General features: G+C 60.4%; 24 protein-coding genes, 1 tRNA gene and 1 pseudogene. 13 read left to right on the forward strand and 13 right to left on the reverse strand.

Going from position 1 to position 25,341, the window contains the following annotated elements; all coding sequences use genetic code 11:
• Window positions 1–14 precede the first annotated feature (14 nt).
• Entirely contained in the window at window positions 15–824 is an 810-nt protein-coding gene (locus tag ACSQ20_RS10510) for an IclR family transcriptional regulator (protein WP_436019623.1), read from the reverse strand.
• On the opposite strand from ACSQ20_RS10510, the gene ACSQ20_RS10515 reads away from it, so the two are divergent.
• From ACSQ20_RS10515 to ACSQ20_RS10550, 8 genes are read left to right on the forward strand one after another with little or no spacing between them, the layout of a single operon-like run.
• The gene (locus ACSQ20_RS10515) at window positions 823–1,326 is read left to right on the forward strand and encodes a hypothetical protein (protein ID WP_436019625.1); all 504 of its coding nucleotides are present in this window, start codon (window positions 823–825) and stop codon (window positions 1,324–1,326) included. The genes ACSQ20_RS10510 and ACSQ20_RS10515 overlap by 2 nt on opposite strands.
• Entirely contained in the window at window positions 1,260–2,354 is a 1,095-nt protein-coding gene (locus ACSQ20_RS10520; protein ID WP_436019627.1) for an ABC transporter ATP-binding protein, read from the forward strand. Before ACSQ20_RS10515 ends, ACSQ20_RS10520 begins: the two co-directional genes overlap by 67 nt.
• A gap of 47 nt (window positions 2,355–2,401) precedes the next feature.
• A complete protein-coding gene (locus tag ACSQ20_RS10525) occupies window positions 2,402–3,289 on the forward strand; it encodes an ABC transporter permease (protein ID WP_436023036.1) in 888 nt (295 codons plus the stop codon).
• A 9-nt stretch (window positions 3,290–3,298) separates the two neighbouring features.
• Complete coding sequence (locus ACSQ20_RS10530) at window positions 3,299–4,093, forward strand: ABC transporter permease (RefSeq protein WP_436019629.1); 795 nt, start codon at window positions 3,299–3,301, stop codon at window positions 4,091–4,093.
• A 26-nt stretch (window positions 4,094–4,119) separates the two neighbouring features.
• A complete protein-coding gene (locus ACSQ20_RS10535) occupies window positions 4,120–4,443 on the forward strand; it encodes a (2Fe-2S)-binding protein (protein ID WP_436019631.1) in 324 nt (107 codons plus the stop codon).
• A complete protein-coding gene (locus tag ACSQ20_RS10540; protein WP_436019633.1) occupies window positions 4,440–5,918 on the forward strand; it encodes an FAD-dependent oxidoreductase in 1,479 nt (492 codons plus the stop codon). Before ACSQ20_RS10535 ends, ACSQ20_RS10540 begins: the two co-directional genes overlap by 4 nt.
• Window positions 5,911–7,050, forward strand: coding sequence for an NAD(P)/FAD-dependent oxidoreductase (locus ACSQ20_RS10545; protein WP_436019635.1), 1,140 nt, complete (start codon window positions 5,911–5,913; stop codon window positions 7,048–7,050). The genes ACSQ20_RS10540 and ACSQ20_RS10545 overlap by 8 nt, the downstream gene beginning before the upstream one ends.
• A gap of 11 nt (window positions 7,051–7,061) precedes the next feature.
• Complete coding sequence (locus ACSQ20_RS10550; RefSeq protein WP_436019637.1) at window positions 7,062–8,114, forward strand: ABC transporter substrate-binding protein; 1,053 nt, start codon at window positions 7,062–7,064, stop codon at window positions 8,112–8,114.
• A gap of 45 nt (window positions 8,115–8,159) precedes the next feature.
• Here ACSQ20_RS10550 and rlmB read toward each other — a convergent pair whose 3' ends face one another.
• Together rlmB and rnr are read right to left on the reverse strand one after the other, a co-directional pair.
• On the reverse strand, window positions 8,160–8,903 hold the full coding sequence (gene rlmB / locus ACSQ20_RS10555) for a 23S rRNA (guanosine(2251)-2'-O)-methyltransferase RlmB (protein WP_436019639.1): 744 nt from the start codon (window positions 8,901–8,903) through the stop codon (window positions 8,160–8,162).
• 133 nt (window positions 8,904–9,036) lie between these two features.
• The gene (gene rnr, locus ACSQ20_RS10560; protein WP_436019641.1) at window positions 9,037–11,541 is read right to left on the reverse strand and encodes a ribonuclease R; all 2,505 of its coding nucleotides are present in this window, start codon (window positions 11,539–11,541) and stop codon (window positions 9,037–9,039) included.
• Between the two features lie 162 nt (window positions 11,542–11,703).
• Between rnr and ACSQ20_RS10565 the strand changes: the two genes are divergently transcribed.
• Window positions 11,704–11,790, forward strand: a tRNA-Leu gene (locus tag ACSQ20_RS10565).
• Window positions 11,791–12,036: 246 nt separating this feature from the next.
• On the opposite strand, the gene ACSQ20_RS10570 is transcribed toward ACSQ20_RS10565, so the two are convergent.
• The 5 genes and pseudogenes from ACSQ20_RS10570 to ACSQ20_RS10590 form a co-directional block, all read right to left on the reverse strand.
• Window positions 12,037–12,924 carry a nucleotidyl transferase AbiEii/AbiGii toxin family protein gene (locus ACSQ20_RS10570; protein WP_436019643.1) on the reverse strand — a complete coding sequence of 296 codons (888 nt, stop codon included), beginning with the start codon at window positions 12,922–12,924 and terminating at the stop codon, window positions 12,037–12,039.
• A complete protein-coding gene (locus ACSQ20_RS10575) occupies window positions 12,914–13,930 on the reverse strand; it encodes a type IV toxin-antitoxin system AbiEi family antitoxin (protein WP_436023038.1) in 1,017 nt (338 codons plus the stop codon). Before ACSQ20_RS10575 ends, ACSQ20_RS10570 begins: the two co-directional genes overlap by 11 nt.
• 178 nt (window positions 13,931–14,108) lie before the next feature.
• Window positions 14,109–14,234: pseudogene (locus ACSQ20_RS10580) on the reverse strand (phage portal protein); the annotation flags it as partial.
• Between the two features lie 15 nt (window positions 14,235–14,249).
• Window positions 14,250–15,500, reverse strand: coding sequence for an acyltransferase family protein (locus tag ACSQ20_RS10585; protein WP_436019645.1), 1,251 nt, complete (start codon window positions 15,498–15,500; stop codon window positions 14,250–14,252).
• A gap of 279 nt (window positions 15,501–15,779) precedes the next feature.
• Window positions 15,780–16,649: an NmrA/HSCARG family protein gene (locus ACSQ20_RS10590; RefSeq protein ID WP_436019647.1), complete on the reverse strand. Its 870-nt coding sequence runs from the start codon at window positions 16,647–16,649 to the stop codon at window positions 15,780–15,782.
• Window positions 16,650–16,747: 98 nt separating this feature from the next.
• Between ACSQ20_RS10590 and ACSQ20_RS10595 the strand changes: the two genes are divergently transcribed.
• On the forward strand, window positions 16,748–17,623 hold the full coding sequence (locus tag ACSQ20_RS10595; RefSeq protein WP_436019649.1) for a LysR family transcriptional regulator: 876 nt from the start codon (window positions 16,748–16,750) through the stop codon (window positions 17,621–17,623).
• 109 nt (window positions 17,624–17,732) lie between these two features.
• Window positions 17,733–18,662 carry a LysR family transcriptional regulator gene (locus ACSQ20_RS10600; RefSeq protein ID WP_436019651.1) on the forward strand — a complete coding sequence of 310 codons (930 nt, stop codon included), beginning with the start codon at window positions 17,733–17,735 and terminating at the stop codon, window positions 18,660–18,662.
• A gap of 20 nt (window positions 18,663–18,682) precedes the next feature.
• Here the strand turns inward: ACSQ20_RS10600 and ACSQ20_RS10605 are convergent, their stop codons facing one another.
• Window positions 18,683–19,462: a substrate-binding domain-containing protein gene (locus ACSQ20_RS10605; protein ID WP_436019653.1), complete on the reverse strand. Its 780-nt coding sequence runs from the start codon at window positions 19,460–19,462 to the stop codon at window positions 18,683–18,685.
• A 45-nt stretch (window positions 19,463–19,507) separates the two neighbouring features.
• Window positions 19,508–20,806, reverse strand: coding sequence for an MFS transporter (locus ACSQ20_RS10610; protein ID WP_436019655.1), 1,299 nt, complete (start codon window positions 20,804–20,806; stop codon window positions 19,508–19,510).
• Window positions 20,807–21,058: 252 nt separating this feature from the next.
• On the opposite strand from ACSQ20_RS10610, the gene ACSQ20_RS10615 reads away from it, so the two are divergent.
• Window positions 21,059–21,559, forward strand: coding sequence for a hypothetical protein (locus ACSQ20_RS10615; protein ID WP_436019657.1), 501 nt, complete (start codon window positions 21,059–21,061; stop codon window positions 21,557–21,559).
• A 150-nt stretch (window positions 21,560–21,709) separates the two neighbouring features.
• Here the strand turns inward: ACSQ20_RS10615 and ACSQ20_RS10620 are convergent, their stop codons facing one another.
• The 3 genes from ACSQ20_RS10620 to ACSQ20_RS10630 all read right to left on the reverse strand — a co-directional run bounded on the left by ACSQ20_RS10620 (window position 21,710) and on the right by ACSQ20_RS10630 (window position 24,778).
• Window positions 21,710–22,114: a hypothetical protein gene (locus ACSQ20_RS10620; protein ID WP_436019659.1), complete on the reverse strand. Its 405-nt coding sequence runs from the start codon at window positions 22,112–22,114 to the stop codon at window positions 21,710–21,712.
• Between the two features lie 18 nt (window positions 22,115–22,132).
• Window positions 22,133–23,086 carry a type III effector protein gene (locus ACSQ20_RS10625; protein ID WP_436019661.1) on the reverse strand — a complete coding sequence of 318 codons (954 nt, stop codon included), beginning with the start codon at window positions 23,084–23,086 and terminating at the stop codon, window positions 22,133–22,135.
• A 111-nt stretch (window positions 23,087–23,197) separates the two neighbouring features.
• Window positions 23,198–24,778, reverse strand: coding sequence for a bifunctional metallophosphatase/5'-nucleotidase (locus tag ACSQ20_RS10630; protein WP_436019663.1), 1,581 nt, complete (start codon window positions 24,776–24,778; stop codon window positions 23,198–23,200).
• 204 nt (window positions 24,779–24,982) lie between these two features.
• Between ACSQ20_RS10630 and ACSQ20_RS10635 the strand changes: the two genes are divergently transcribed.
• Complete coding sequence (locus ACSQ20_RS10635; protein ID WP_436019665.1) at window positions 24,983–25,297, forward strand: hypothetical protein; 315 nt, start codon at window positions 24,983–24,985, stop codon at window positions 25,295–25,297.
• The last annotated feature ends 44 nt before the right edge of the window (window positions 25,298–25,341 follow it).

The raw sequence follows: 25,341 nt of genomic DNA on the forward strand, positions 1-25,341 counted from the left end.
GGAGTTGCAACGCGTCATAGCGCGCGCGGATGCGCCGCGAGTTCGGCCAAGTCATGCGTCGGGCGGCGTCGCAGCGCGACATCGAACGGATTGGCGAGCGGCCCAACGGCACTGGCCTGACGCTTGAGCAGCTCGACCACCATCGGCAGCCGTTCGTTGTCGAGCCGCGATGCGAGCGTGCCCACGCTCAGTGCCGCGACGGCCGTGCCGGTGCGATCGAGGATAGGCACGGCCACGCCGGCCATGCCGTCGAGCACGCCGCTATTGCGACCCGCATAGCCCAACTGGCGCACCCGTTCGATTTCCGTGCGCAAATAGACCTCATCGAGTACGCCATAGCCGCGAATGCGCGGCACGTTGAAGCGAATGATTTCTTCGCGTTCGGCCTCGGGCAAAAATGCGAGAATCGCAAGGCTGCCCTGACCGACGCCGAGCGCGATACGCCCGCCGATATCGTTCGTAAAGGAGCGAATTGGAAAGGGGCCTTCGCAGATGTCGAGGCAAACGGCATCGAAGCCGCTTTTGGCGAGCAAAAAGACCGTCTCGCCGAGGCTCGCGCAGAGCCTCAACAACGAAGGACGGCTGAGCGCGCGCAACCCGCCCGGGTTGCCTGCCTGCGCGGCCAGCGCAAAGAAATCGAGGCCGAGCCGATAGCGCTTCGAACGCTCCTCCTGCTCGACCACCCCTTGCGCAATCAGCGCATGCAAGATGCGATGCGTCGTGCCCTGTGTGAGGCCCACTGCGCGGGCGAGTTGTGTGACACGCGCGCCTTCCGCTCGCGCCGCAGCAAGCGCGCGAATCAAAGCGAATGCCCGAGGCAACATGCCGCTGCCAGCCGTGTCCGCGGTTTCTTCGCCTGATGCACTCGCCAGAGCGTGCGTACCGTCCGATGTACTCGATGTACTCGATGTACTCGATGTGCTCGGCTTACCCGATTTACCCATTTACCAGCCCGTCATTCCGTTCAATGGAATTACCCATGACGCATCGTTCGCCGCCGCAGTATCGCAGTTTTTAGGACTCCTATGCAATTCGGCCTGCTTCTACAGGGCAAACCCTGAATTCGGACAACGAAACAAATCGCTGATCGATTTTGTGTTTTCTTCCATTGAATGGAATATTTTCTCTTTTCATCTCGAAGAGCGGAATTGCAAATTGACGCTTCAAATCTGGCTGGACAGAATCCGCCATGCCGTCATGCCTGCTCGCCGTCTTCTGATTCGAAGCTGTCGCAACGCCCAAGCCAACGAGGAGCCATCATGTCGTTTCTCACCCTTACTGATCTGTCGAAATCGTTCGGCGATCTGCCCGCGGTGCGCAATCTGAATCTGTCTGTCGAACAAGGCGAATTCGTCTCGCTGCTCGGGCCGTCAGGATGCGGCAAGACCACGACGCTGCAGATGATCGCCGGCTTCGTCGAAGCAACGAGCGGGCAGATTGCGCTGGATGGGCGCGATATCACGCATTTGCGGCCGAACCGGCGCGGGCTCGGGGTCGTATTTCAGAGCTACGCGCTTTTTCCGCACATGAGCGTCGCCCAGAACGTGCGCTTCGGCCTCGAAATGCGCGGCATCAAACGCGAGTCGGGCGACCAACGCGTACGCGAAGCACTCTCGCTCGTGCGGCTCGACGCTTTTGCACACCGCTTTCCGCGCGAGCTCTCCGGCGGGCAGCGTCAGCGTGTGGCGCTGGCCCGCGCAATCGTCATCGCGCCACCGGTGCTCTTGCTGGACGAACCAATGTCCAACCTCGACGCGAAACTACGTGAGGAAATGCAGTTCGAGCTGCGTGCGATTCAGCGCCGTATCGGCACCACGACGATCATGGTGACGCACGACCAGTCGGAGGCGCTGTCCATCAGCGACCGGGTCGTCGTCATGGAGGCCGGGCGCATCACACAAATCGATACGCCCTATCGCGCCTATGAACGCCCCGAAAACCGCTTCGTGTCGCAATTCATCGGTAAAGCCAACCTGCTGGAGGGCAAGGTGCTTGCCTACGAGGACGCGCTCGGCGAAATTCGCGTCGACCTCGGCCACGATATCGTCACGACGGGGCGGCTAGCGCAACGGGCGGCCGGACAGCGCGCGCTCAACATCGGCGACGCCGTCACGATCTGCATCCGCCCTGAAAAGCTCAAGCTGTGCGTATCGGGCAATGGACGCCTGCCCGCCACGGTGACGAGCCGTTTCTTCCTCGGCAGTCAGTGGCTCTACCGTGTGCAATGCAGCCTCGGCGACGTGCTCGTCTGCTGTCAGAACGAAGGTGACGAACCCGTCGCCGAAGGGCAAGCGGTCGGCGTGGACTGGGCAAACGACGCCATTCGCCTTGTCGAAATGGAGCGCGCAGCATGACGAGCATTGCCTCCAAGCCTACGCCGCGCTCACTCGATGAAGCTTCGATGCCGCGCGTGCAGGCCGCACCGGCTCGCGCCCACTGGCGAGCCTATTTGCCGTTGTGGCTGCTGAGCGCGCCCGCGTTCGCGCTCTTTGCGACGCTGATGCTCGTGCCGCTGACTATGACGCTCGTATTGACGTTCTATCGCTTCTCACCCGAAAGCGGGTCCATCGCCGCATTCCAGTTCGGCAACTATGTCGAGGTAGTTAGTTCTCCTTACTATCAGATTATCTTCCTGCGCACGTTCGGCATCGCCTTGCTGACCACCGTGCTGTGCGCCGCGATCGGTGCGCCGGAAGCCTATGTTCTCTCGCGCATGCGCGACCCATGGCGTTCGCTCTTCCTGCTTGTGATCCTCGCGCCGCTGCTCGTTTCGGTCGTCGTGCGCGCGTTCGGCTGGAGCATGCTGCTCAACACGAACGGGCTCATTAATCAGGCGCTTGGCGCGCTGGGCCTCGGCGGCCCATACAAACTCGAATACACGACGTTTGCCATCGTCATTGCGCTCGTGCACGTCATGCTGCCTTTCATGGTGATCCCGGTCTGGACTGCGTTGCAAAAACTCGATCCACAAACCGAGCAGGCCGCGCTTTCGCTGATGGCGTCACCTGCCACTACGCTTTATCGGATCGTGTTGCCGCAGCTGATGCCGGGCATCTTGTCGGGCAGCCTGATGGTGTTCGGGCTGTCTGCAAGCGCATTCGCGATTCCCGGCCTGCTCGGCGGGCGCCGCCTGAAGGTCGCGGCAACTGCGGTCTACGATCAATTCCTGAGCTCGCTCGATTGGCCGCTCGGCGCCACCATCGCCGTACTGCTGCTCATAGCCAACTTCATTGTCATGCTCACGTACTACCGCGTGCTTGAGCGTCGCTATGCGCGCAGCATGGGCTAAGGGAACATCATGAGAAAAAATGGCCCGCTCGCGCTTGCATTCCATGCCATCGTGATGCTGTTCGTGCTCGCGCCGCTTGCTGTCGTGGTGCTGGTTGCTTTCACACCCGACGAGACGCTGACACTGCCGACGCACGGACTCTCTGTGCGCTGGTTTCGCGCCATCCTCGCCTATCCCGACTTCATCGCGGCCTTCGTCAACAGCCTCAAGCTGGCCGTTCTATCGGCCACACTGTCGCTCGCGATCGCACTGCCAGCCGGCTTGGCGATCGGACGCGCCCGCTTTCCCGGACGCGATCTGCTCAATGCGTTGATGTTGTCGCCGCTCGTCATTCCAGGGCTCGTGCTCGGCATCGCGTTCTTGCGCTTTTTCGCTGTGATCGGCGCCACAGGTTCATTTGCCTGGCTCGTCGTCGCGCATATGGTCATCGTCACGCCATTCGTGCTGCGCCTTGTGCTGGCCGCCACAACCGGGCTCGAGCGCAGCGTCGAACACGCCGCGCAATCGTTGGGCGCCAGCGCCTGGACGACCTTCCGGCGTGTCACGCTGCCGCTGATCCTGCCCGGCATCACGGGCGGCTGGTTACTCGCGTTCATCAACAGCTTCGACGAACTGACCATGTCGATCTTCGTCACTTCACCGCAGACGGTCACGCTACCGGTACGCATGTACATGTACGCGACGGAATCGATCGACCCGATGATGGCGTCCGTTTCCACATTGGTGATTGCCGTGACGGCGGGCGCAATGCTGTTGCTCGATCGCATCTACGGACTGAACCGCATACTGATCGGCAATCATTGATGATTAGTACACCTAAACGATTCGCTGTGGCCCCGCACCTTTGCGACCCACAATTCGTGCGACTGGCCGACACGGGCCGCGCGTCTGTCACATTCACCCTCGACGGCCGCGAAGCATGCGCGCTCGAAGGTGACACCGTGCTGAGCGCCATTCTCTCGCATCAACGTTTCGTACGCCTAAGCGAATTCAGCGGTGAGCCGCGAGCCGGCTTTTGTCTGATCGGGGCATGCCAGGACTGCTGGGTACACACAGAAGACGGCACGCGCATTCGCGCCTGCACCACGCCGATCGCGCGTGGCATGAAGATCGTCACGCGCGCACGTGCCGATACAGCGAGCGCGGCGTCATGACAGTGAGCGCTCGAATCGTGGTTGTCGGTGCGGGGCCTGCGGGCATACGCGCGGCACAAACGCTTGTTGCCGCAGGCCACCATCCCGTCGTGCTCGACGAAAACCCGCGCTGCGGTGGGCAGATTTATCGGCAACCTCCCGCGCAAGCGGGCTTCGCTCGGAGCAAACGTGCGCTCTATGGCTTCGAAGCTGGCAAGGCCCATGCATTGCATTCGACGATGGCGTCGTTACTGACGGATATCGACTATCGCCCCGACACGCTCGTCTGGGCCTGCGACATGCAAGCGAGCCGACCCGATGCCGAACGGCCCATCGGCACACTCGCCACCCTGCAAGGCGGCCGGGAAAAAAGCGTTCCATTCACACATCTCGTCCTCGCACCGGGCGCGACCGACCGCATATTGCCGATTCCGGGATGGACACTGCCGGGTGTCTATACGCTGGGCGGCGCGCAAACAGCGCTCAAAGCGCAAGGTTGCGCCATCGGATCTCGCGTCGTACTCGCGGGGACGGGTCCGCTGCTCTATCTCGTCGCCTATCAATATGCGAAAGCCGGTGCGCGGATCGCCACGGTGCTCGACACGAGTTCGCTCGCCATGCAAACGCGCGCACTGCCAAAACTCGCACGCGTGCCTTCCGCATTGGCCAAGGGGCTCTATTACGTGGGATGGCTGCAAGCGCACGGCGTGCGAATCGAGCGCGGCGTAAGCCTGATCGATGTGCGCGGCGAGCGCTGCGTCACGGGCATCGCGTGGCGCCGCGGCGGCGAATCAACGGATGCGTATACCGGCCTTGAAGTCACCGAATGCAACGCGATCGGGCTAGGTTTCGGCTTGCGTCCCGAAACGCAACTGGCGGATCTGGCCGGCTGCCGTTTCCGTTTCGATGCCACGCACGGCTCGTGGCTGCCCGAGCGGGATGCGGCCGGTCGCACCTCGGTGGCGGGCATCTATGTCGCTGGCGACGGTGCCGGCATAGCGGGCGCTGATGCAGCGGAATGCGCCGGGCGCCGCGCCGCGTTAGCGGTCATCGAAGACCTGAGCGCGAAAGCCATGCCGTCCGCGCACACGCGCCAAGCGTTCGCACTCGAACGTACATTACGGCGCATCTCGATCTTTCGTGAAGGTCTCGAAGCCGCGTTCGCAGCGCCTGCCGGAGCGGCGAATGCCTGGCCTGATGCGATGACGGTCTGTCGCTGCGAGGAGGTCGATGCAGGGGCGTTGCGAGATTGCATTCGCTCGGGGGCAGCGACGGAGATCAATCGTCTCAAGGCGCTCACTCGCGTCGGCATGGGCCGCTGCCAAGGCCGCATGTGCGCCGACGCGGCGCTCGCGCTTTGTGCTGCGGAGACAGGCCGTTCGCTCGAAAGCCTGGGCCGCTTACGCGCTCAGGCGCCGGTCAAGCCGATTCCGCTCGCGCATTCGCTAGACGATGACGCCGTGTGCGCCGTTCCCGAGGATGCCCGCGATGAGTGAGCTGCATCACTATGATGTCGCGATTGCAGGCGGTGGGCTGGTCGGCGCGTCGGCTGCGCTTGCATTGGCAAGTTCGGGGTTGCGGGTCGGCCTTTTCGAGCGCCGGTATTGCGGTGCGCAGGCCAGCGGCGTCAACTACGGCGGCGTGCGTTGCCAGGGTCGCCCCGCCGAGCAACTGCCGCTCGCGATGCGTGCGCGGCAGGTGTGGGGCCGCTTGCCAGACTTGATTGGCAGCGACGGCGAATTCGTCGTCTCGGGTCATTTACGGCTGGCACGCAGCGAGGCCGATCTTGCAGCGCTCGAACACTATGCGGCTATGGCCGCCGAGCATGGGCTCGCGTTGCAACTCGTCGCCGGCCGCGTGTTTCGCGAACGCTATCCGTGGCTCGGCGCGGCGGCGCTTGGCGGGTCGCTGTGCGCGAGCGACGGCCACGCCAACCCTCGGCTCGTCTCGCCTGCCTTCGCTCGCGCCGCGCGCCGCGCGGGCGCTGATGTGCGCGAGCTCACGCCGCTGACAGCGATCGACCACGATGGCACACGCTTTCGCCTGCGTGCGGGCGAACAGGCGTTCAGCGCCGACTGGCTCATTAACGCCGCGGGCGCGTGGGCCAATACCATCGCCGAACGTTTCGGCGAAGGAGTGCCGATGCAGCCGATCTATCCGAACATGTGGGTCACCGAGCCATTGCCGCTTTTCGTCACGCATAACCTCGGTGTCTATGGCGGCGGCATCTATGCCCGGCAAGTGTCGCGCGGCAATTGCATCATTGGCGGCGGGCGCGGACACGGTGACGGCGAATATGCGCAACCCTCTTCCGACACCACGCGCGCCGTCATGCGCGATGCTTGCGCACTGTTGCCGATGCTGCGCGACGCACTGCTGATTCGCACCTGGAGCGGCGTCGAGGGATGCACGCCCGATCACAATCCGATCATCGGAGCGAGCCGCCGTGTGCCGCGTCTGTTGCATGCATTCGGCTTTTCGGGCGGGGGATTTTTGCTCGCGCCCGGCGTCGGAGAGGTACTTGCCGAACTCGTCACCAAAGGCGCGACGAATATACCGCTCGCCGCATTCGACATCGATCGTTTCGCACTACTAAGTAATCGGTCAACCACTTCCATTTCATCCTGAGGAGACCCGTCATGAAATCGTTCCGCTTGCTGTCGGCCGCCGCGCTTGTTGCCTCGTGCGCGGCGGTTGCCGTATCGCCCGCTCATGCGCAATCCAAAACGATCTATATCGGCATGAACGGCGGGCCGATGGAAAAAGCCTATACAAGCCAAGTCTTGCCGATGTTCGAGCAAGCCAACAACGTGAAGGTCGTGGTCGTCCCGGGCACGTCGTCCGACATTCTTGCGAAGCTGCTCGCGAACCGCGACAAGCCGCAAATTCACGTGGTGTTTCTCGACGATGGCGTGATGGCACGCGCGCTCAGCATGGGTATTTGCCAAAAGCTCGATGATTCGCCGACACTCAAAGAGCTTTATCCGTTCGCCCGCATGAAAGACGACATCGGCGCAGGCGTGCAGCTCGGCATGACGGGCATTGCCTACAACACGAAGCTCTTTACGCAAAAGGGATGGGCCGCACCGACCTCATGGCTCGATTTTGCCGATCCGAAATACAAAGGCAAAGTCGTCTTCCAGTCGGAATCGAGCAGCACCTTCGGCCTGCATGGCTTCCTTGCCCTCAACCGTCTCTGGGGCGGTAGCGAGAAAAATGTCGAGCCCGGTTTTAGCAAATGGCCTAATACAGTCGGCCCCAATGTCGTTGAATACGTGCCCAATTCGGCGAAGATTTCGGAGATGGTGCAAACGGGCGAAGCCGGCCTCTTTCCATTGACGCCGACCGCCGTCGCCGACTTGCAGGACAAGGGTATGCCCGTCGCCTATGCTTCGCCGAAGGAAGGTCCGGTGTTGTTGCTCGTCGACGTATGCGTCGTCAAAAACAACCCCGATCCGCAGCTTGCGCAAAAGCTCGCGCAATTCCTGCTGTCAAAACCCGCGCAGGAAAAAGCAGCCGTAGCGGGCAAGCAGATTCCGACGAACCGGCTGGCAGCGATGCCCGCATCGATGCAAAAGAGCCTCGGCAATGTCGAGGGGCTCCTGAGCAAGGCCACTGTCGTCGATTGGGAAACGATCAACGCGCATCGCGCTGAATGGGACAAGCGTTGGAATCAGCAGATCGAGCGATAAGCAGTGAGCGCCGACGTATGGGATGGGTGCTGATGCACCCGTTCATTAGCGCTTGGCCGATCGCTGTCTAACCGCTTCGAACAGACACACGCCGCTTGCCACTGAAACATTGAGGCTCTCGATCGTTCCGGCCATCGGGATCTGCATGACCTCGTCGCAGGTATCGCGTGTCAGGCGGCGCATGCCCTCTCCTTCCGCGCCCATCACCAATGCGACGGGGCCATCGAGCTTCGTTTGGTAAAGACTCGCGGCAGCATCGCCCGCTGTCCCGACGATCCATACCCCCGCATCCTTAAGTTCACGCAATGCGCGCGCGAGGTTGGTCACCGTGATGTAAGGCACCGTCTCCGCAGCCCCGCTCGCGACCTTCGCAGCGGTGGCGTTGAGCCCAACGGCACGATCACGCGGTGCGATGACCGCATGTGCACCGGCCGCATCAGCCACGCGCAGGCACGCACCGAGGTTGTGCGGGTCCGTCACGCCATCGAGCACGAGCAGCAGTGCGGGCCCCTGAATGCCGTCGAGCAATTCGGCGAGGTTCTGCGCGAGCGGTACATCGCCGGCGCGAGCAACCACGCCTTGATGGCGCTCGGTATGCGCCAAGCCCCACAGTCGCGTCTCGTCGGCCGCGATCAAGCGCACGCCTGCTTCCTTCGCCGTATGCAGAAAGTCCTGCATGCGGCGGTCACGCCGCGTCGCGTCGTAAAACACTTCTTCGACCGTCGACGCATCGTGACGCAAACGCGCGGTCACGGCATGAAACCCGTAAAGAACTTTGAGACGTGCCATAGCTGAATAGAAAAAATCCGTGAATATGCAAAATCGCCCGCGCGGCCAGTGAAGTACGGCGGCGGTCGACGGCCTTTCAGCCGGGACGGTGCGCGAGCCATCGAAGGCCCGCGCCCGTTTGCATGGGTTGGTCTTACTTCTTACGCAAGCGCGTCTTGGCAGCCGGCTTCGATGCCGCGCCATGCTTCTTGTCAGTCTGCCCGTGAGCGGCGCGCGCTTCCTTGACTGCCGCGGTCTTGCCAGGCGCAGACCGTTTGCGCGCCGCCCCCTCGTCGTTCGGAAGTACCCGCACGCGCGGGCCGGCCTTCGGTTCACTTGCCGAATGCTCTACTGGCGACGGTCGCTGTGCGGTGACCGTCTTCGCTGGCGTATCGCGCACGAGCCGAAAATCGATCTTGCGTGCATCGAGATCGACGCGGCTCACCTGCACACGCACGCGGTCCGACAACCGATAGCGAATACCGGTGCGCTCGCCACGCAACTCGTTTTTGATCTCGTCGTATTGGAAATAATCTGCGCCGAGTTCCGTCACATGCACGAGCCCCTCGATGAAAAGCGCGTCGAGCTGGACGAAAATGCCGAACGACGTCACGCCGCTCACCATTCCGCCGTATTCCTCGCCAAGCTTGTCGCGCATGAAATAGCACTTGAGCCAGGTTTCGACATCGCGCGATGCTTCATCTGCGCGGCGCTCATTCGATGAGCAATGCAGGCCGAGTTCTTCCCAGATCGCCGTATTGGGGCCACCGGTTGCGCGCGGGCTCGACTCATCGGCTTGCTGCAACGCACGAGCGCGCGCGGAAAGCGCGGTGTTCAGTACCACGCCGAGCGGCGGCTGCGGCCGATATTTGCGCCCGGCCAAAATCGCATAGATCGCGCGATGCGTCAGCAAATCCGGATAGCGGCGGATTGGGCTCGTGAAGTGCGCATAGGCGTCGTAGGCGAGACCGAAGTGACCGATATTGTCTGGGCTATAGACAGCCTGCTGCATCGAACGGAGCAACATCGTTTGCAGCATCTGCGCATCGGGCCGGTCGCGGATTTGCGCCATGATGGCCGCGTAATCGCTCGCATGTGGCGTTTCTCCGCCACCGAGCGAAAGCCCCATGCCGCGCAGGAACGTCCGCAGGTTTTCGAGCTTTTCCGCAGTCGGCCCCGCGTGCACGCGGTAGAGCCCCGGGTGCTTGTTGCGCTTGAGGAAATCGGCCGCGCAGACGTTGGCGGCCAGCATGCATTCCTCGATCAGCTTATGCGCCTCGTTGCGCTGGCGCGGCAGAATCTGTTCGATTTTGCCCTGCGCGTTGCAGACGATATAGGTCTCGGTCGTATCGAAGTCGATGGCGCCACGCTTTTGGCGCGCGGTGAAAAGGGCCTTGAAAACACCGTGCAGATTCTGCAATTGCGGCACGAGCGCCGCACGCCGCGCAGCCTCGGGGCCCTTCGTATTGGTGAGCACCGCCGCGACTTCGGTATAGGTCAGACGCGCCGCCGAATGCATGACACCGGGGTAGAACTGATAGCCCTTGATTTCACCGCGGGTCGTGATGACCATGTCGCATACGAGCACACATCGGTCGACATCGGGATTGAGCGAGCACAGCCCGTTCGAGAGCTTCTCGGGCAGCATCGGAATGACCCGGCGAGGGAAATACACCGAGGTGCTGCGCCCCAGCGCGTCGGCGTCGAGCGCGGTTTCCGATTGCACGTAGTGCGAAACATCGGCGATTGCGACGATGAGCCGGAAGCCATCGCCACGGCCCACCTGCATTGGCTCGCAATAGACAGCGTCGTCGAAATCGCGCGCGTCTTCGCCGTCGATGGTAACGAGCGGCACGTCGCGCAGATCGACACGGTGGCGGATATCCACGGGCCGGACCTCGTCGGGCAGCTTCGCGGCTTCGGCAAGGGCGTCAGGACTGAATTCGTGCGGCACACCGTACTTGCGCACGGCGATTTCGATTTCCATGCCCGGATCGTCGATGTCACCGAGGACTTCGGCGACGCGTCCGAGCGGTTGCGAATGGCGGCTCGGGAAGTCGGTCAAGTCGACGACAACGACCTGCCCTGGCTTGGCCTTCTTCGTGTTCTGCGTGATCAGGATGTCGTGGCCGATGCGCTTGTCTTCCGGCGCGACGATCAGCGCGCCGTTTTCACTCAGCAGCCGGCCGATCACGCGTTTATTCGCGCGCTCTGTCACCTCGACGATATGGCCCTCGGGCCGGCCGCGCCGATCGTAGCCGACCACGCGCGCGAGCACGCGGTCGGCGTGCATGACCTTTTGCATCTCGGCATTGGGCAGGAATAGATCGTCTTGGCCGTCATCGCGCAGCACGAAGCCGTAGCCATCGCGATGCCCTTGTACGCGGCCCGCAACGAAATTCGACGGGTGAGCCAATTGGTAGTAGCCGCGTTTGTCCAAGCGGATCTGGCCATCGCGCTCCATCGCGCCGAGGCGCTTGAAGTAGCCTTCGCGCTCTTGGCGCTTGATCGACAGGGTCTCGGCGATGTCGTTCGCGCTGAGCGGGGTTTCGCTTGTACGCAGCACGCCGAGAATTTCTTCGCGGCTTGGGATCGGATACGAATATTTGCTCAAGGGGCGCTTGTCGATGGATTGTTTTTGTTTCAGGACATTAATCATTAGACACGGCAATGTCGGCGATTCTAACACTCGCGCCCGGCCACCCGGGGCCAGCCTGCGGCCCGTCGATATGAGTGGCAAGCGGCCGGCGAAGTGGCCGACAAAGCAGTTGACAGCGGCAATCGGACCGATATAATGGCGGTCTTAGTTGTACGCACACCTGCCCAGGTGGCGGAATTGGTAGACGCACTAGGTTCAGGTCCTAGCGGTGGCAACATCGTGGAGGTTCGAGTCCTCTCCTGGGCACCAATGATTCAAATGAAAAGCCCAGCCCGCAAGGCTGGGCTTTTTGTTTGGCGTAAATCTGGCGTAACGCCAGTAGATGCGTGGGAAATTTTCTCGGCAAGCCCATCGGCAAAGTCATAGCAACGAAGAGCCGATCACACGCCAATTGTCGGCCAGACAGCATGGAAATCACGCTGACGCTATGACTGCAGTCAGCCAGGAGCGGCCGATGGCTCAGGCTTTCATACGGCATTCGAACATCGCATCCACTCAGATTGCGGCCGTGAACACTCGCTCGAGCGTCGTTCGAAATGCATTGAACAAGCCCTCGATCACACCGGTTCCTTCCCCTTCGAGGTGTAGCATACGGTGTCCGCCTCCCAGCATTTGGTTAAGCAATAGTGGGTAGGCTTCTCCAGGTGCCAACGCCTGCAGAATCAGCGGCCGGATTGCTGGTGCGACGAGAGCAGCCATGTCCCGCGCAAGCAGTGCAGCCCCAGCGACGTCCGGATCGAATCCGTGGGCTTCCAGAAGGTCCAGACCGTCGCCGTCGTAGAGGCGATGGTGGTTACCAGCGTCTGCATATCTCGACATCAAGAACCGCAGATCTGTCGCGTCCCTTGCATGCGCGGTGTGCCTGTCTCGCCACGCGAGGATCTTGAGCATCGCCAGCGCCGAAAGGGACGCAACGAGAACAACGAGGTCGTCTGCCAGCTCAACCGCGACAGCCGCTTTCAGCGCTTCGCCAAAGCCTGCGACGTTCATCCGAAATGCGCCACCTGGCCATTCAATCTCGCGGTCGCCCTCGCGCTCGAGTCCACCGAAGGGAACGATATCTAGCCACATCCTTTCACCTGAACCGGGCGCGGTGTAATGGAGCCGCTGAGCCTCCCCACTGGGCTCAAACCTTCCTGTCCCAATGAGCGCGTCGCGCAGTTCCCGGTCCCCTTGCCAGCTTTCGATGCACACACCAATGTCGACGTCGGCGGTCGCCCGCAACTGCTCTAATCCGAAACGGTGTGTGGTCAGAATATCGCGGGCCGTCGCCCCGCCCACAAACCATGCTGCGCCAGCTTGATTCGCCGCGATCGAGACGTCACGCAGGACGGCGACGGACATCTCGGGGAAAGGATGGGCTGCATGCAGCTTAATTGCCATGTTGGATGTACTGCTCACGAATCATCTGCGCGGTTTCGATGTTGCGCGAGTCGCCGCTCGCAACGAGATCGGCGTACACGAGCACGGGAGAGACGACGCTGTCGACCAACCCCGGGGTGCGGTTCAACTCGAAGGGCGCCTTGAGAAACTCGACATTTCCCGTAGGGTCCGGCCGCAGCCGCCCGCGACTGATCATTTGAGTGGGAATCCCGTTGGTGCAGTACACCGTCACGATCGCCGGCTTCAGATAATTCGTGATGAGCGCAGCGGCCGACTCACCACCCAACATCCATTCTTCGTTCGGCGCCAGCATGTCGGTCCACCAGTTCGGCTCCGTCGCGCGATATCGCCCGAGTTTCAGTGACTCCCTTAGGAGCGAGGGATACAGGGTGACCCATTCATCGAGCAACCGGTCGAAGTTGGTGAAAGCCAGCCCGTCCCCGCGCTCGATCAGGTCCTTACGCTGCAGTAGCGTTTGCACGGTGGTGTGTGCGGTGCCGGTGCTCACGCCGGCGAACATTGCGATCGTGCGTCTGCTTTCGTGGAGCAGCGCTGGCCTAACGAGCAGCGCGAGGATGACCTGAAGTGATCGCTTGGACCAGAGGCTGGGTCGACGGAGTTCGGTGGTGCGCGGACGACCGGAAATCAGGACCAGCGTATTACCGTCTTTCACGAATGCGTTGCCAGCCTCGTCGATCGCGTTCACGCCGAGGCTGCGGCAGGTGTTAATAAGGGCGGGTGAAAGATACGATGTCACGAGAAGAACATGCTGGGCGTCATTCAGGCCGGTGGTGGCAGCAAGAGCGGAGAGCCGCTCCTGGCGGTCGATTGAAGGTACTACGACGGCCATGCGGCGCACCGGTGGGTCTAGCTCGAACTCGACCGTGCTGTCGTAGCCGGTACCTCGCGGCATCGGTATGACCGACGTCGCAACGCCCGCGCTGACGCTGAATGCCTGCGTCGCGGATGTGACGAGTGGATCGGGGGCGGCGACTGATACGCGCATCTGCAACTCCGTTCAATTTTATGTAGTGTACACGATCCGTGAACGATCACAAAAATTGAACACCCCAAGGCACACGCTCAGATCCGCTGCGCGTTCACGGCCCCTGAACACGGCGTAAAAATGGATGCGCGGGTCTCAGATCGTCGGCGACCTATACGCCAAACGGGGGCAAAGTCATTTTGATGTTGAAGAAGTCGTCCTTTGCCGCGACATCCGACACGGGAACGAGCTGAATGCCATCTTTCTTCTCGTTCGGCGCGTACATGAATACGCTCCGAAAGTTGGCCGGCCCCTTCGAACTCTGCCGAGACCTGACAGCCTATGCGACACCCGCCCGCGCGGACATTCTCCCTCGATTAGCAAGTTGCTTGGAAAGCGCCACCGCTCGTCGGTCCACGAAGATCTCGAACAAACTCGCCACTATGAATGTGAGCGCGCCGGTAACTACAGTGGTCAAAAGAACAGCTACGCCATAGGAAACACGCGCAGCGAGCGCGACGAAGAGGCTGCACCCGACCGTGAATAAAATCGGGAAGTGAATCAGATATAGGCTAAACGAAATCTTGCCAAGCAAAAGCGCGAAGGGTTTCTCCAACATGCTGCGTACCCAAGGGATCGTCACGATCGCAAAAAGCAGCAATATTGCGGCGATTTCTCCTTGGAGCTGCCCGCCGTTTAACGCGCTGAGCCACGTGCCTTTTCGCAGAAACGCGGCGATCGCAGCGAACGAAGATGAGCCCGATGCATAGCATAGGTAAATGCCTGATGTCATCGCGAGAACACCTCCGATCACCCATATGATCCCTATCCGTGTCAATACGCGGTTTCGGGCTATATAAGCTGCGAACCCAACAAGAAAAAGAGAAAACTGGCTTGTTCCGCTTAAGGCAAAAACGATGGCGTATACACACCAAAATGCTTTGCGTGGCAACTTACGGTAGCTGGCGGACAGCGCAATGACGAGCATCGACCCCCAAAATTCTCCGTGTAATGACCACAGCGGAATATTTGCCGCTTGTGGTACCGGAAGAAGCGGGACGGCGTAAGAACCGATAAAAGCATGATCGAAGATCGACGCACCACTGTAGCCAAGGATCATAGAGTCCAGAAGGGACTCCTTCAGAATCGAATAAATCGTTAGCGGGCTAGCGGATAAAATTGCAAGCCAGGAGGAGCTGGAGATCTTCGCGGCCGATTCGTGGCTCACCGGCATTGCCGATAGTAGGACGCTCGCAATAACTACGGAGGCAGCTACCGGTACGATTAGCCTTATCAGGCGCTTCATAACCTTGAACACAATGCCAAGATCGGAATTGATAAACGAGCCGGCCAGTACGAAGCCGCTCATAATGTAGAAAATAAAGACGGCAACGCCGCCGTTTATTGCCGCAAATACCGGTGTGCGAGTGAGGATGGACTCCCAGCCGAAATGTTGAGTCGCTCCTTGGACGCGAGCGAGCACGGGTAGAAAAGCCGAGCAATAGTGAGTCAGAAAAACCATCATCGCGGCGACGCCCCTAGTGCCTTCGACAAAATCAAACCTCCCCGTGTCACGAGGCAGTCGTCTCATCTCTTGCTCTCCTTTTTAGAAGGCGTTGTCTTCGGTTCGAGATCGGCCCGCAAACTGCCCGGTTTCAGCCATCGGTCGAACTTAGTGCTCCGCAGTTTATACGGCCATTCGTGAATAGCATCGAGAGAATGACTTCATAAATGCCAAAACGATCGCAGATGCGTATTGGGTCCGCGGCGGACCGTGTGGCGAATGCATCCCACCACATCGAGTACCGCCGCCACAGCGCCCAACACGCCAGGCCCTATGCGCGCGCACGCACTGAATTACGTCGTCGTCTTAGGACTTGGCAGTGGCCTCCCTGACAAAATCGGCGTACTTGCGCAAAGGTCGCCCGAGAATGGCCTGCAAGCGATCCACAGCGCCTTGCCCCCCATGCATGCCGAACTTCTGGATGCCGCTCATCATCAAGCGCATGTCGTACGCCAGCCAGGCAGGCCCCAACGAGGCCATCTGCGCCTCGAACGCTGCCACGTCATCGCCCCCATAGGCCACTTTGCGTCCTAGCGCGGAACCCCAGATCTTCGCCGCTGATAACCCCGTCAGCGCATCCGGACCGACCAGCTCCAACATGGTTTGCAGGAGCGGCGCGGGAGCCCGGTCACGGCGCAAGAGTTCAGCGGCGGCGATGTCCGCGATGTCTCGCGTATCGACCATCGCGACACCAGCCGAGCCGATCGGCATCGGGTAGATGCCATAGTTCTCGATCACCTGCTGGACCATCTGTTCGTTCTGCATGAAATAGGCGGGACGCAGGATCGTCGCCGGAATGTCGAGACTCTCGATCATCCGCTCGACCGTATGCTTGCTCGTGAAGTGCGGCACGTTCGTGTACTTGTCCGCATGGATCACCGACAGGTACACGATGCGCTCGATGCCGGCCTCGCGAGCCAGGTTCAGCGCGATAAGGCCTTGTGTCAACTCGTCGGGCGTGACGGCGTTCAGCAGGAATAGCGTTCGCACCGACGACAGCGCAGCGCGCATCGAGGGCACGTCCGTCAGATCACCGACTACCTCTATGACGCCAGCGGGGAAGTTCCGCTTGCCCTGCTGGCGAACGAGCGCCTTGACCTCGGCGCCCGCGTCGGCAAGGCGTTGAACGATGAGTGAACCAATGGTGCCATTCGCACCGGTAACGAGAATGCTCATGTGAATCTCCAGAAGTTGCCGTGAGGAGAAGATAAGCTATTGCACTTCTAAAACGAAGACGTGAAGATAGAGACACCTCGTTTCAAAAGTGGAACACCATGGATATGAACGCGCTGGCTGATTTCGCGCTCGTTGCAACATATGGAGGACTGGGCAAGGCAAGCCGCGCAAGTGGCAAGTCGAAGGCGACGCTGTCACGGCGGATTTCCGACCTGGAAGAGGAACTCGGCGTGCGGCTCATCGAACGCGGTGCCCGCGGACTGAAACTCACGGAAGCGGGCGAAATGCTGATGGCCCGGACAGAAGGGCCGATGCACGAGGTGGCCGAAGCCCTGACCTCGGTCAGGGAGGGGTTGTCGGTGCCGCGCGGACGCTTGCGTGTCGCGTCGCCCGTGCTGTTCTCGCAACTCGCGATGGGGCAGCTTTGCGCCCGGTTTTGCGCGATCTACCCGGAGGTCACGATCGAAGCGGTGGCCGAAGATCGCATCGTCGACCTCGTCGAAGAGCAGTTCGATGTCGCTATCCGAATCAATCCGAGCCCGGATAGCAGTCTGGTGGGTCGGTGCTTCGCCAGAGACCGGCTCATTGTCGTGGCCGCGCCCTCGATAGCCATCCCGGATTCAGGCATGGCTAGAACAGTTCCCGCTGTCGTGTCTTCAAATTTTGAACCGACCAACTGGATCGTCGACGACGGACACTTGGTTCTGCAACCCGTCCCAAGGCTCAGTTTTTCCTCGTTCCTGATGATCCGCGATGCTGCTGTCGCGGGCGCAGGCGCGGCCCTGCTTCCACAGTCCATCGCGTGGAACCAGCTTAGTCAGGGACAGTTGGTCCGGTGGGGAACGGTCTCGGGCGTTGAACCGGCGCTATGGGTCTTGCACACCTCGCGGCGTCTGCCTTCGCCGAAGGTTCGCGCTTTTGTCGAATTCATCTGCCATCAATTTCCGGAAGGGTCTCTCGTGCTGAAGGGGTAGCCTGTCTGATTTCGATACGGCGATATCACGCTTGCATGGCCTAACGCTTGTATCGCGTATAGTCGCTCGCCATCGGTGTTTTCCGATTGCGAAATATTGAGGACCGCTCATGGGTGTGAACTTCGACCTGAACGATTTGCAGGCATTTCGAGCCGTCGTCGAATTAGGCAGCTTCCGCAAAGCGGCGGAGGCAGTCAATATTTCGCAACCGGCGTTAAGCCGGCGTATCGAGAAACTCGAAACGGCACTCGGCGTTCGGCTTTTCGAGCGGACCACCCGCAGCGTGACGCTCACCACCATCGGCCGCGTGTTCGCCCCAAGCGCGGAACAACTTCTCGACGATCTCGATGTCGCCTTGCTCGGTATCCGCGATGTGTCCACCAGCCGTCTGGGTCATGTGACCATCGCGTGCGTGCCGTCGGTGGCCTACTATTTCCTGCCGAACGTCATTGCCGCCTATCACAGCCGCTATCCGCGAATTCGAGTCAAGCTGCTCGACTCGAGCGCCAACGAGGTGCTTGGTTCGGTCATCAGCGGCGAGGCCGATTTCGGCGTGAGCTTCATCGGAAGCCAGGAGACAGAGATCGAATTCAAGGTCTTGCTGCAGGAGCGGTTCGTCGCTGCCTGCCGCCGCGATCATCCGCTCGCCCGAAAGACGCGCGTGTCCTGGGATGAGCTTTATAGACACGAGTACGTTTCGGTCGACAAAACATCCGGAAACCGCCTGCTGCTCGACCAGGCGTTGACCGCTATCGCGCCGGGTATGCCCAGCGTCTGCGAGACGCGCCATGTCACCACCATGCTCGGCCTGGTCGAAGCCGGGCTCGGTGTGGCCGCCGTGCCTTCAATGGCGATGCCGTTGCGTGATCATCCTGTTCTGACAAGCGTTCCGCTCGTCGAACCGGTTGTGACAAGACGCGTAGGTATCGTCAGGCGCCGAGGGCGTCCGCTCGCACCAGCCGCGCAGCAGTTTTATCAGATGATCCTCGAGACCAAGCGCGGTGGGACGCGCGGTGCAGCGAAGAAGACCCCGAAATAAGGCGTTATCTTATCTTGGCCTCAGTGGCCGACCACGGAGTCGAGCCCGGTCGATGTGACCTCCGGCTGCACGGCAGGCGACGCAAGATAATCGAGCAGCGCCTTCGCCTCCTTCGGATGCTGCGCGCCGACAGGTATACCGGCTGCATAGCGCGTGACGGACTGCATCGACTCGGGAATCTTGCCGACGTACGCCGCGCCTTTCACGGGAAGCAACTCGCTCACCTGCTGAAATCCGACTTCGTAGTCGCCGGTCGCCACCACGGACGCAACGGGAATCCTCGGGATCATCTTCGCCTTGCTCTTCACCTGTTCCTCGATGCCAAGCCGCTTGAACAACTCGCGCTCGATATAGACGCCGCTCGCGCTGTCCGAGTAGGCGATCGACCGGGCATGCACCAACGTTTCCTTTAGTGCCGCCACGGACGCGATATCGGGCTTCGGCGCACCGTCGCGCACAACCATGCCGATGCGTGAATCTGCCAACTCGACGCGAGAATCGGGAATCACCTTCCCCTGTTTGATCAGATCGTCGAGTGCATAGCCGACCATGATCACCACGTCCGCAGGCTCCCCACGCTGGAGCCGGTTCGGAATGGCCTCGGGCGATTTACCCATCGACGGGCCTAATGCGGTATCGAGCGTATTGCCGGTCGACGCCGTGAACTTCGGGCCGAGCAGCTTGTACGCTGCGGTGAATCCACCCGAGCTCATCACATGCAGATCGGCGGCCTGCACGTTCGCTGCTGCGGCGATGCCGAGCAGCGTCGCAGTGCAGAGTTTCAGAAAAAAGGATCTCATGATCAAAGAAATATCAGTCGAAAGGTCGCGGTGCGCAGCACGCGTTCAGGAAGCAGCAGCCAACGAAACGCCGCGTCGCCGATACAGTGCGAGCGTGGCACCAAGCCCGCACACGGCGGCGAAGCTCATCCAGTAGCCTGGCGCGGCCTTGTCGCCGGTCACGTGAATAAGTGCGGTCGAGATGACGGGTGTGAAGCCGCCGAAGACTGCCGTCGCGAGGCTGTAGGCCAGCGAGAATCCGGCGACGCGGACCTCGACTGGCATCACCTCCGTGAGCGCGACGATCATCGCGCCGTTGTACATGCCGTACATGAATGAAAGCCATAACAGCACGAGCAGCATGTTGACGAAGCTCGGGGCATGGGCGAGCAGCGACAGCGCGGGGTAGGCGGTCGCAATCGCCAGGATTGTCATCGTGAGCAAGAGCGGACGGCGTCCGACGCGATCCGACAGCGCGCCACCGATCGGCAGCCAGATGAAGTTGGAGATACCGACGCACAGCGTGACAAGAAGGCTGTCGGCGGTGCTCAGATGAAGGACCGTCTTGCCGAAGGTCGGTGCATAGACCGTGATCAGATAAAAGCTCGTGGTGGTCATCGCGACCAGCAGCACGCCCGCGATTACGACAGTCCAGTTCTGCACGAGCGTGGCAAATACCTCCCTCATGCTCGGACGATGTTGGCGCTGCTTGAATTCCCGCGTTTCTTGCAGATTACGCCGAAGCATGAAAATGAAAGGCACGATCATGCAGCCGACAAAAAATGGCGCCCGCCATCCCCACGCGGCGATTGCGGCCGTATCGAGCCATTGATTCAGCGCGAAGCCGAGTGCCGCTGCCACTACGATCGCCACCTGCTGGCTGGCGGACTGCCAGCTCGTGAAGAAACCTTTGCGGCCGGGTGTCGCCATCTCGGCGAGATAGACCGATACGCCGCCCAGTTCCGCGCCTGCGGAGAAGCCTTGCAGCAGGCGGCCAATAAGCACCAGGGCCGGAGCGAAAAGCCCGATCGTCGCATAGCCCGGTACGAACGCGATCAGGATGGTGCCGCTCGCCATGATCGACAGTGTGACGATCAGGCCTTTGCGGCGGCCGACATCATCGATATACGCGCCGAGAATGATCGCGCCGAGCGGCCGCATCAGAAAGCCTGCGCCGAAGACGGTGAACGTCATCATCAGTGAAGCAAACTCGTTTGCCGCCGGAAAAAAAACAGCGGCGATCTGCGTCGCATAAAAGCCGAACAAAAAGAAGTCGAACTGTTCCAGGAAATTACCTGCTGTCACGCGCAGTACCGCGGACATCTTGGACTGCCCGGGCGGGTGGGTGCCTGTCGAAGGATGCATCGAGTTGTCTCCTGGAAATTTTGATTTCCGATGTACGGCGGACCGGTGTTTGGCGAATATTGGCCCGAGCAACTCGAAACGATAAGTGCAATTTTTGGAATGATTGATGTTCTTACGTTATCAACGGCGTTTTAACCAGCCTGCGCATTCGCGGTGTAGCCCGTTCGTCATAGGGCTGTGTCCACTGGTTGCCGGACAGGTAGAATCCGATGCTTGTGCTGAATGTGCCCCACGAACGTCAATCAAACTGCAATGACCGATACCGCTTTCTCATCGCCCGAGACCCCCGAAACACTGCACGAAGACCGCCTATGGCGCGATGATGGTTGGACCGCACGCGTGATCAAGAACGAGGACGACGACGGCTGGGCCGTCGAGATGATCAAGGACGGCGAGGCGGAACCCGCGCTCGTCGGACCTTGGACGATGGGCCGCAACAAGAAGGACCCGAAGCCGCTCGATACGTCGGCATTCAATACGCTCGTGAAAACAGCGTCGGAAGTACTGCGCCGGCACGAGCAGCAACTACGTGCGCAGTTGCATAAGAGCGTGACAGTCGAAGCGCCGACGGGCGATGGAGAATTGGATATCACGCTGGATATCATTCCCGACGAAGATGATCCATACGCGCTGCTAACCGCATTGGATTCCCTCGGCGAACAACTTGCTCAGGTGAAGGTAGCAGCCAGCTTCAAGCTGAATAAGGCGAGCGCCGAGGCTTGGGTGGAAAATGAATTCCGTCGGCCGGGTTGACGGTGCCATCTACTCAACCTAACGTGCGCACCAAACGCGTAACGTCTCGCGGCGAAGCACTGCCATAAAGCGCCGGCACCTCGTCTTTTGCAATCCGCTCACCGATTTGCGGCAAATCGATTGGTGCGTCCTTCGACACCAGCTTCGACATCATTGCCTCTGAAATAAACTCGTCGCAATCCATCCCGGATCGGTCGCGATTCCGCGGACCTGAAGACCCTGAAGGTCAACCACAATGTCCTGATGCTCCACCTGCGTACCAGACGCGGTCGTAGATGTGACCGTCAGCGTGCCAGTGCAATCAGAGTTCACCGCATAGGTTCCTGTAATCGTTTGTGCCTTGATTTCCAGTTCCTTAAGTGCAAGCATGATCGTGTGGCAGTTATGGAAGATCACGAGATTGGCGATCTGATGGTTGTACTTTATGCTCTGCAGTTGATCGCGTGTGCGGTGGCACGGCACTGATGTGAGATCGAACGACAACGAGTGGTGCGAGGCTATCGAACCTACGGTATGGAAACCGCGCATCGGCAGGTATCTGAACGCCGTTGCCACGAATGTGATGTGTCTCCTCTACGACTTCTTCCTCAGAGCGTCCAGATCAACGTCCTCATCCACCTGGAGCTCATCTACGGCGATAATGAAGTCCCAAGGCGTTTCCAGCTTCGATTCTCCCTCGCCCGGTACATTCGACAAACCAAACACCACTTTACGGAGTCTATCTCGCCGGTCCGCCTGCCTCGGACCGGCGAAAAGGACACAGGCGCCTTCCCACACCAAGGTGCGGCCAAATGGATTGTAGTCGTACGCGCTCTCGGCGAGGTTCGGCAAGATGCTATTAAACGTGCGGGAATTGGGTTCCGCTTCGCCGCGCTCTACCATCTGGAGATTGGGCAGGCACAGCCCGGTATATACCTTGTCCGCCATGAAGCTTCCCAGATTGCGCCCCTGGGGAAGGGTGATCTCGGCCACCACATCGAGCAGCAGATTCATATCGGCGGGAGAGTGTTTAGACGTGCTGATCGCCGCACGAAGATCGTGCTCGACCGCCGCAAGTTGCGTGGCGCTGAGTCCCGTGTTACGAATCGATTCGATCGCCTGCAAGTCTCGCCAGACGCTCGGCACTGGGGCCCACGGCTCGCCGGCCTCTGGAACGACGACTGCCCCGACCGCCAGTTGTTGCGCGATACCTTGAATTTTCTCCTGGAGGTCTGCGGAAAGTGCGCTGCCCTCGGGCCTTATGTCGGCGTGCATGGTTTCGCGCCCAATGGCTACGGCGTTCTCCTCGTGAGTCCGACTGCTGTCGACCTGTGCGTCAGGCCCGGCTTGAGCCGAAGCCGGCATATCTGTGTCAACTACCTGCTTCTTCGTATTCGAGCACCGAATCGACTTCAATCCGTCAATTTGAGCGTTGCCCGTGCAAAGGGAGTTGGCAGAATCGCCACCTAGCCGTTGCGGCGGCACTTCATCTTGATCATCAGGTTCCGGTAAAGGCAAGTTCCCGGTACCGTGCACTCCATCCATCATTATTCCCTCCGGCAAAACTCGATTTAGCTTGCTCAATCAGATCCATTGCGATCGCGGAGCCTCCTCCGTTTCTCTTCAAGTACTTACCCGCCTCTTCTCCCCCATGCTGGCTTAAGTAACGTTCGGACGATCGGGGCCACCCACGCCCGAGCCACTGCGTTGAATGCGAGTCTCGTCAACGTCGTGCTGTGCCTTAGCGCACAAATAATGCCGCGCCGCGTCCCGATCGCTGGAAAACGACGCTTGCCCCGTGCCTTCTTTCAGTACAGAAAAACCGTCGCCGCCGCCCGCCAAAAATTCCGAAACCACGATGTTCAATACCTGGTCATCCTCGATCGGTACGCCGTGAAGTGTCAACGATCCCTTCTCGATGCGCTGCCCTTTCGGCTGGCGCGGGTCCCAGCGGTGGCGCAGACCATTGGATGGCTGAAGCACATAGCGCAGCAGACTTTTTTCACTACGGCTTTCATACTCGTCGTGCGGCCACTGCTGCTCCAGCGCTTGCTTCAGCTGGGCGCCGGTCAGTGACATCCGAACCAGCTCGTTCGACACCGGCATGACAGCAAGCAGATCGCCGAACCGTAATGGCTTGTCGCCATCGGCGTTGAGATCGGCACGCAAGCCCCCGCGATTGAAGAACGCGAGGTCGGCTGGTTGCCCGAGGCGCATGGCCTCCTCCAAAATCGCATCGGCCATGAAGCAGCCGAGACGGGATTGTCCATCGCGATTCACGTGCCTCTTCAGCACCGGGGCTGCTTCGCAAACTATCTCTTTCAGTATGACTTCCGCGTCCTTTTCCGCACGCTCGATAATCGCTGTCTGCACCTCGTTTGCGACGTGCTCCTCGGGATAGATCGGGTACATTTGCGCATCGACTGCAACGCGTTCATGCGAAACGCGATCGAATGCCAGTCGATAAGCAATCGTGTGGCTGAAGTGCGCACCCGCACTCCCGACGATCCGCCCGTCGAACAGGTAGAGATAAGGCGGGTGCGTGTGTCCGGTATGAACGATCACCACGTCCTTGTCCAGGCTCCGAATCAGCGATGCAATCGGCTCCTCCAACTCGCCCGGAACCGGATGCGATACATCGTTGAGAAGCCGGCTGCCATCATGCAACAGCGCGACGAACGTTTTCACGCCACGGGCTTTCATTTCCTCGACAGCTGCATTGATGCTCTGAGCCTCGTCAAGCACCGTCAGCCCCGCGAGCAGTGACGCGCGTACCATGCGCGGCAACGCCTTCGTTGTCGCGCCCACGAAGCCGACCGGAATACCGCCAAAGTCGACCACACGATACCGCTCGAATACGCGGCGTCCGTCCGCGGTCACCACATTGGAAACGAGGTACTCTATGCCCTCCAGGCCGACTCCCGCAGCCAGTTTCGCGATTCCATACGCGGCATCGTGGTTCCCCAAAGCCGAAAGCTTCAGGCCCAGCGCCCTCAATGACTCGATGGCCGGTCGGCTGTCAAGCACGCTGACGGACGGCGGATCCTTGGTCCCCCAATTGTCGCCGGAGCTGATGACGAGCGAGTGCGCTTCTTCGTGCGTCAGTTCCTCGACCACCGTCGCGAGCTGCGCCGCTCCACCCATCAACCTGGCGGGCTGCCCTGTCGGCGGGGGAAAATCGGCGATCGAGGGTCGCAGGTGTCCTTCGGGATCGCCGATCGCAACCACAACTGCTTTCACGATGTCGGGATGTTGCTCCCGATTCGCCTGTGCCGGTATCGAAGATGTGCCGATGTCCGATGACGCCGCCGCATCATTGGGCTTGCGTTCAGTGCTTCGATGATCGCGCCTCGGCTGCCGCTTATTCCGTTGCTTAGGCGAACCTTGCCTTTCTGCCAGACGCGGCAGCCCAACGACCACGGTTGAATGGGAAAGATGAGGCTCATGCTCGCCAGCCAGTTCGACTTCCTGAAAAGTGTGGCTTTCCGCATCAACCTCGATGAGTTTCGTCGTGCAGTTGCTCGCGCATCGGTTCATCTTTCTATTGGAAACAATAACGTTCTGCGATTGTGTATATTCGAGCCCAGCTCCTCCACCGATAAGACCGAAATTCCTGCTCAAACACGCGAACTAAAACCACCGAAAATGCTGTGCCGTTTTGCCCGCGGTGTCGCGGAGCCTGCTTCGCGGCACACCGATATGAATTCGTGGCTCCGCGTTGCATTCGATGCCGCACCGTTCACAAACTCATGGCGGTGAAAGCATGGCCACTCGAAAGTCAGGCAAGACCCTAGCCTAGCCCC

It is taken from the genome of Trinickia sp. LjRoot230, from assembly GCF_964253315.1.
Lineage (GTDB): Bacteria > Pseudomonadota > Gammaproteobacteria > Burkholderiales > Burkholderiaceae > Trinickia.

What these genes read in the sequence shown, in the direction of transcription:
- ACSQ20_RS10515 (WP_436019625.1), top strand. Translation starts at nt 823, where the DNA reads ATGCCGCTGCCAGCCGTGTCCGCGGTTTCTTCGCCTGATGCACTCGCC.
- ACSQ20_RS10545 (WP_436019635.1), top strand. Translation starts at nt 5,911, where the DNA reads ATGAGTGAGCTGCATCACTATGATGTCGCGATTGCAGGCGGTGGGCTG.
- ACSQ20_RS10570 (WP_436019643.1), bottom strand. Translation starts at nt 12,924, where the DNA reads ATGGCAATTAAGCTGCATGCAGCCCATCCTTTCCCCGAGATGTCCGTC.
- ACSQ20_RS10525 (WP_436023036.1), top strand. Translation starts at nt 2,402, where the DNA reads ATGCCGCGCGTGCAGGCCGCACCGGCTCGCGCCCACTGGCGAGCCTAT.
- ACSQ20_RS10595 (WP_436019649.1), top strand. Translation starts at nt 16,748, where the DNA reads ATGGATATGAACGCGCTGGCTGATTTCGCGCTCGTTGCAACATATGGA.
- ACSQ20_RS10590 (WP_436019647.1), bottom strand. Translation starts at nt 16,649, where the DNA reads ATGAGCATTCTCGTTACCGGTGCGAATGGCACCATTGGTTCACTCATC.
- ACSQ20_RS10575 (WP_436023038.1), bottom strand. Translation starts at nt 13,930, where the DNA reads ATGCGCGTATCAGTCGCCGCCCCCGATCCACTCGTCACATCCGCGACG.
- ACSQ20_RS10605 (WP_436019653.1), bottom strand. Translation starts at nt 19,462, where the DNA reads ATGAGATCCTTTTTTCTGAAACTCTGCACTGCGACGCTGCTCGGCATC.
- ACSQ20_RS10540 (WP_436019633.1), top strand. Translation starts at nt 4,440, where the DNA reads ATGACAGTGAGCGCTCGAATCGTGGTTGTCGGTGCGGGGCCTGCGGGC.
- ACSQ20_RS10625 (WP_436019661.1), bottom strand. Translation starts at nt 23,086, where the DNA reads ATGATGGATGGAGTGCACGGTACCGGGAACTTGCCTTTACCGGAACCT.
- rlmB (WP_436019639.1), bottom strand. Translation starts at nt 8,903, where the DNA reads ATGGCACGTCTCAAAGTTCTTTACGGGTTTCATGCCGTGACCGCGCGT.
- ACSQ20_RS10520 (WP_436019627.1), top strand. Translation starts at nt 1,260, where the DNA reads ATGTCGTTTCTCACCCTTACTGATCTGTCGAAATCGTTCGGCGATCTG.
- rnr (WP_436019641.1), bottom strand. Translation starts at nt 11,541, where the DNA reads ATGATTAATGTCCTGAAACAAAAACAATCCATCGACAAGCGCCCCTTG.
- ACSQ20_RS10585 (WP_436019645.1), bottom strand. Translation starts at nt 15,500, where the DNA reads ATGAGACGACTGCCTCGTGACACGGGGAGGTTTGATTTTGTCGAAGGC.
- ACSQ20_RS10635 (WP_436019665.1), top strand. Translation starts at nt 24,983, where the DNA reads ATGCTCGCCAGCCAGTTCGACTTCCTGAAAAGTGTGGCTTTCCGCATC.
- ACSQ20_RS10610 (WP_436019655.1), bottom strand. Translation starts at nt 20,806, where the DNA reads ATGCATCCTTCGACAGGCACCCACCCGCCCGGGCAGTCCAAGATGTCC.
- ACSQ20_RS10600 (WP_436019651.1), top strand. Translation starts at nt 17,733, where the DNA reads ATGGGTGTGAACTTCGACCTGAACGATTTGCAGGCATTTCGAGCCGTC.
- ACSQ20_RS10615 (WP_436019657.1), top strand. Translation starts at nt 21,059, where the DNA reads ATGACCGATACCGCTTTCTCATCGCCCGAGACCCCCGAAACACTGCAC.
- ACSQ20_RS10550 (WP_436019637.1), top strand. Translation starts at nt 7,062, where the DNA reads ATGAAATCGTTCCGCTTGCTGTCGGCCGCCGCGCTTGTTGCCTCGTGC.
- ACSQ20_RS10530 (WP_436019629.1), top strand. Translation starts at nt 3,299, where the DNA reads ATGAGAAAAAATGGCCCGCTCGCGCTTGCATTCCATGCCATCGTGATG.
- ACSQ20_RS10510 (WP_436019623.1), bottom strand. Translation starts at nt 824, where the DNA reads ATGTTGCCTCGGGCATTCGCTTTGATTCGCGCGCTTGCTGCGGCGCGA.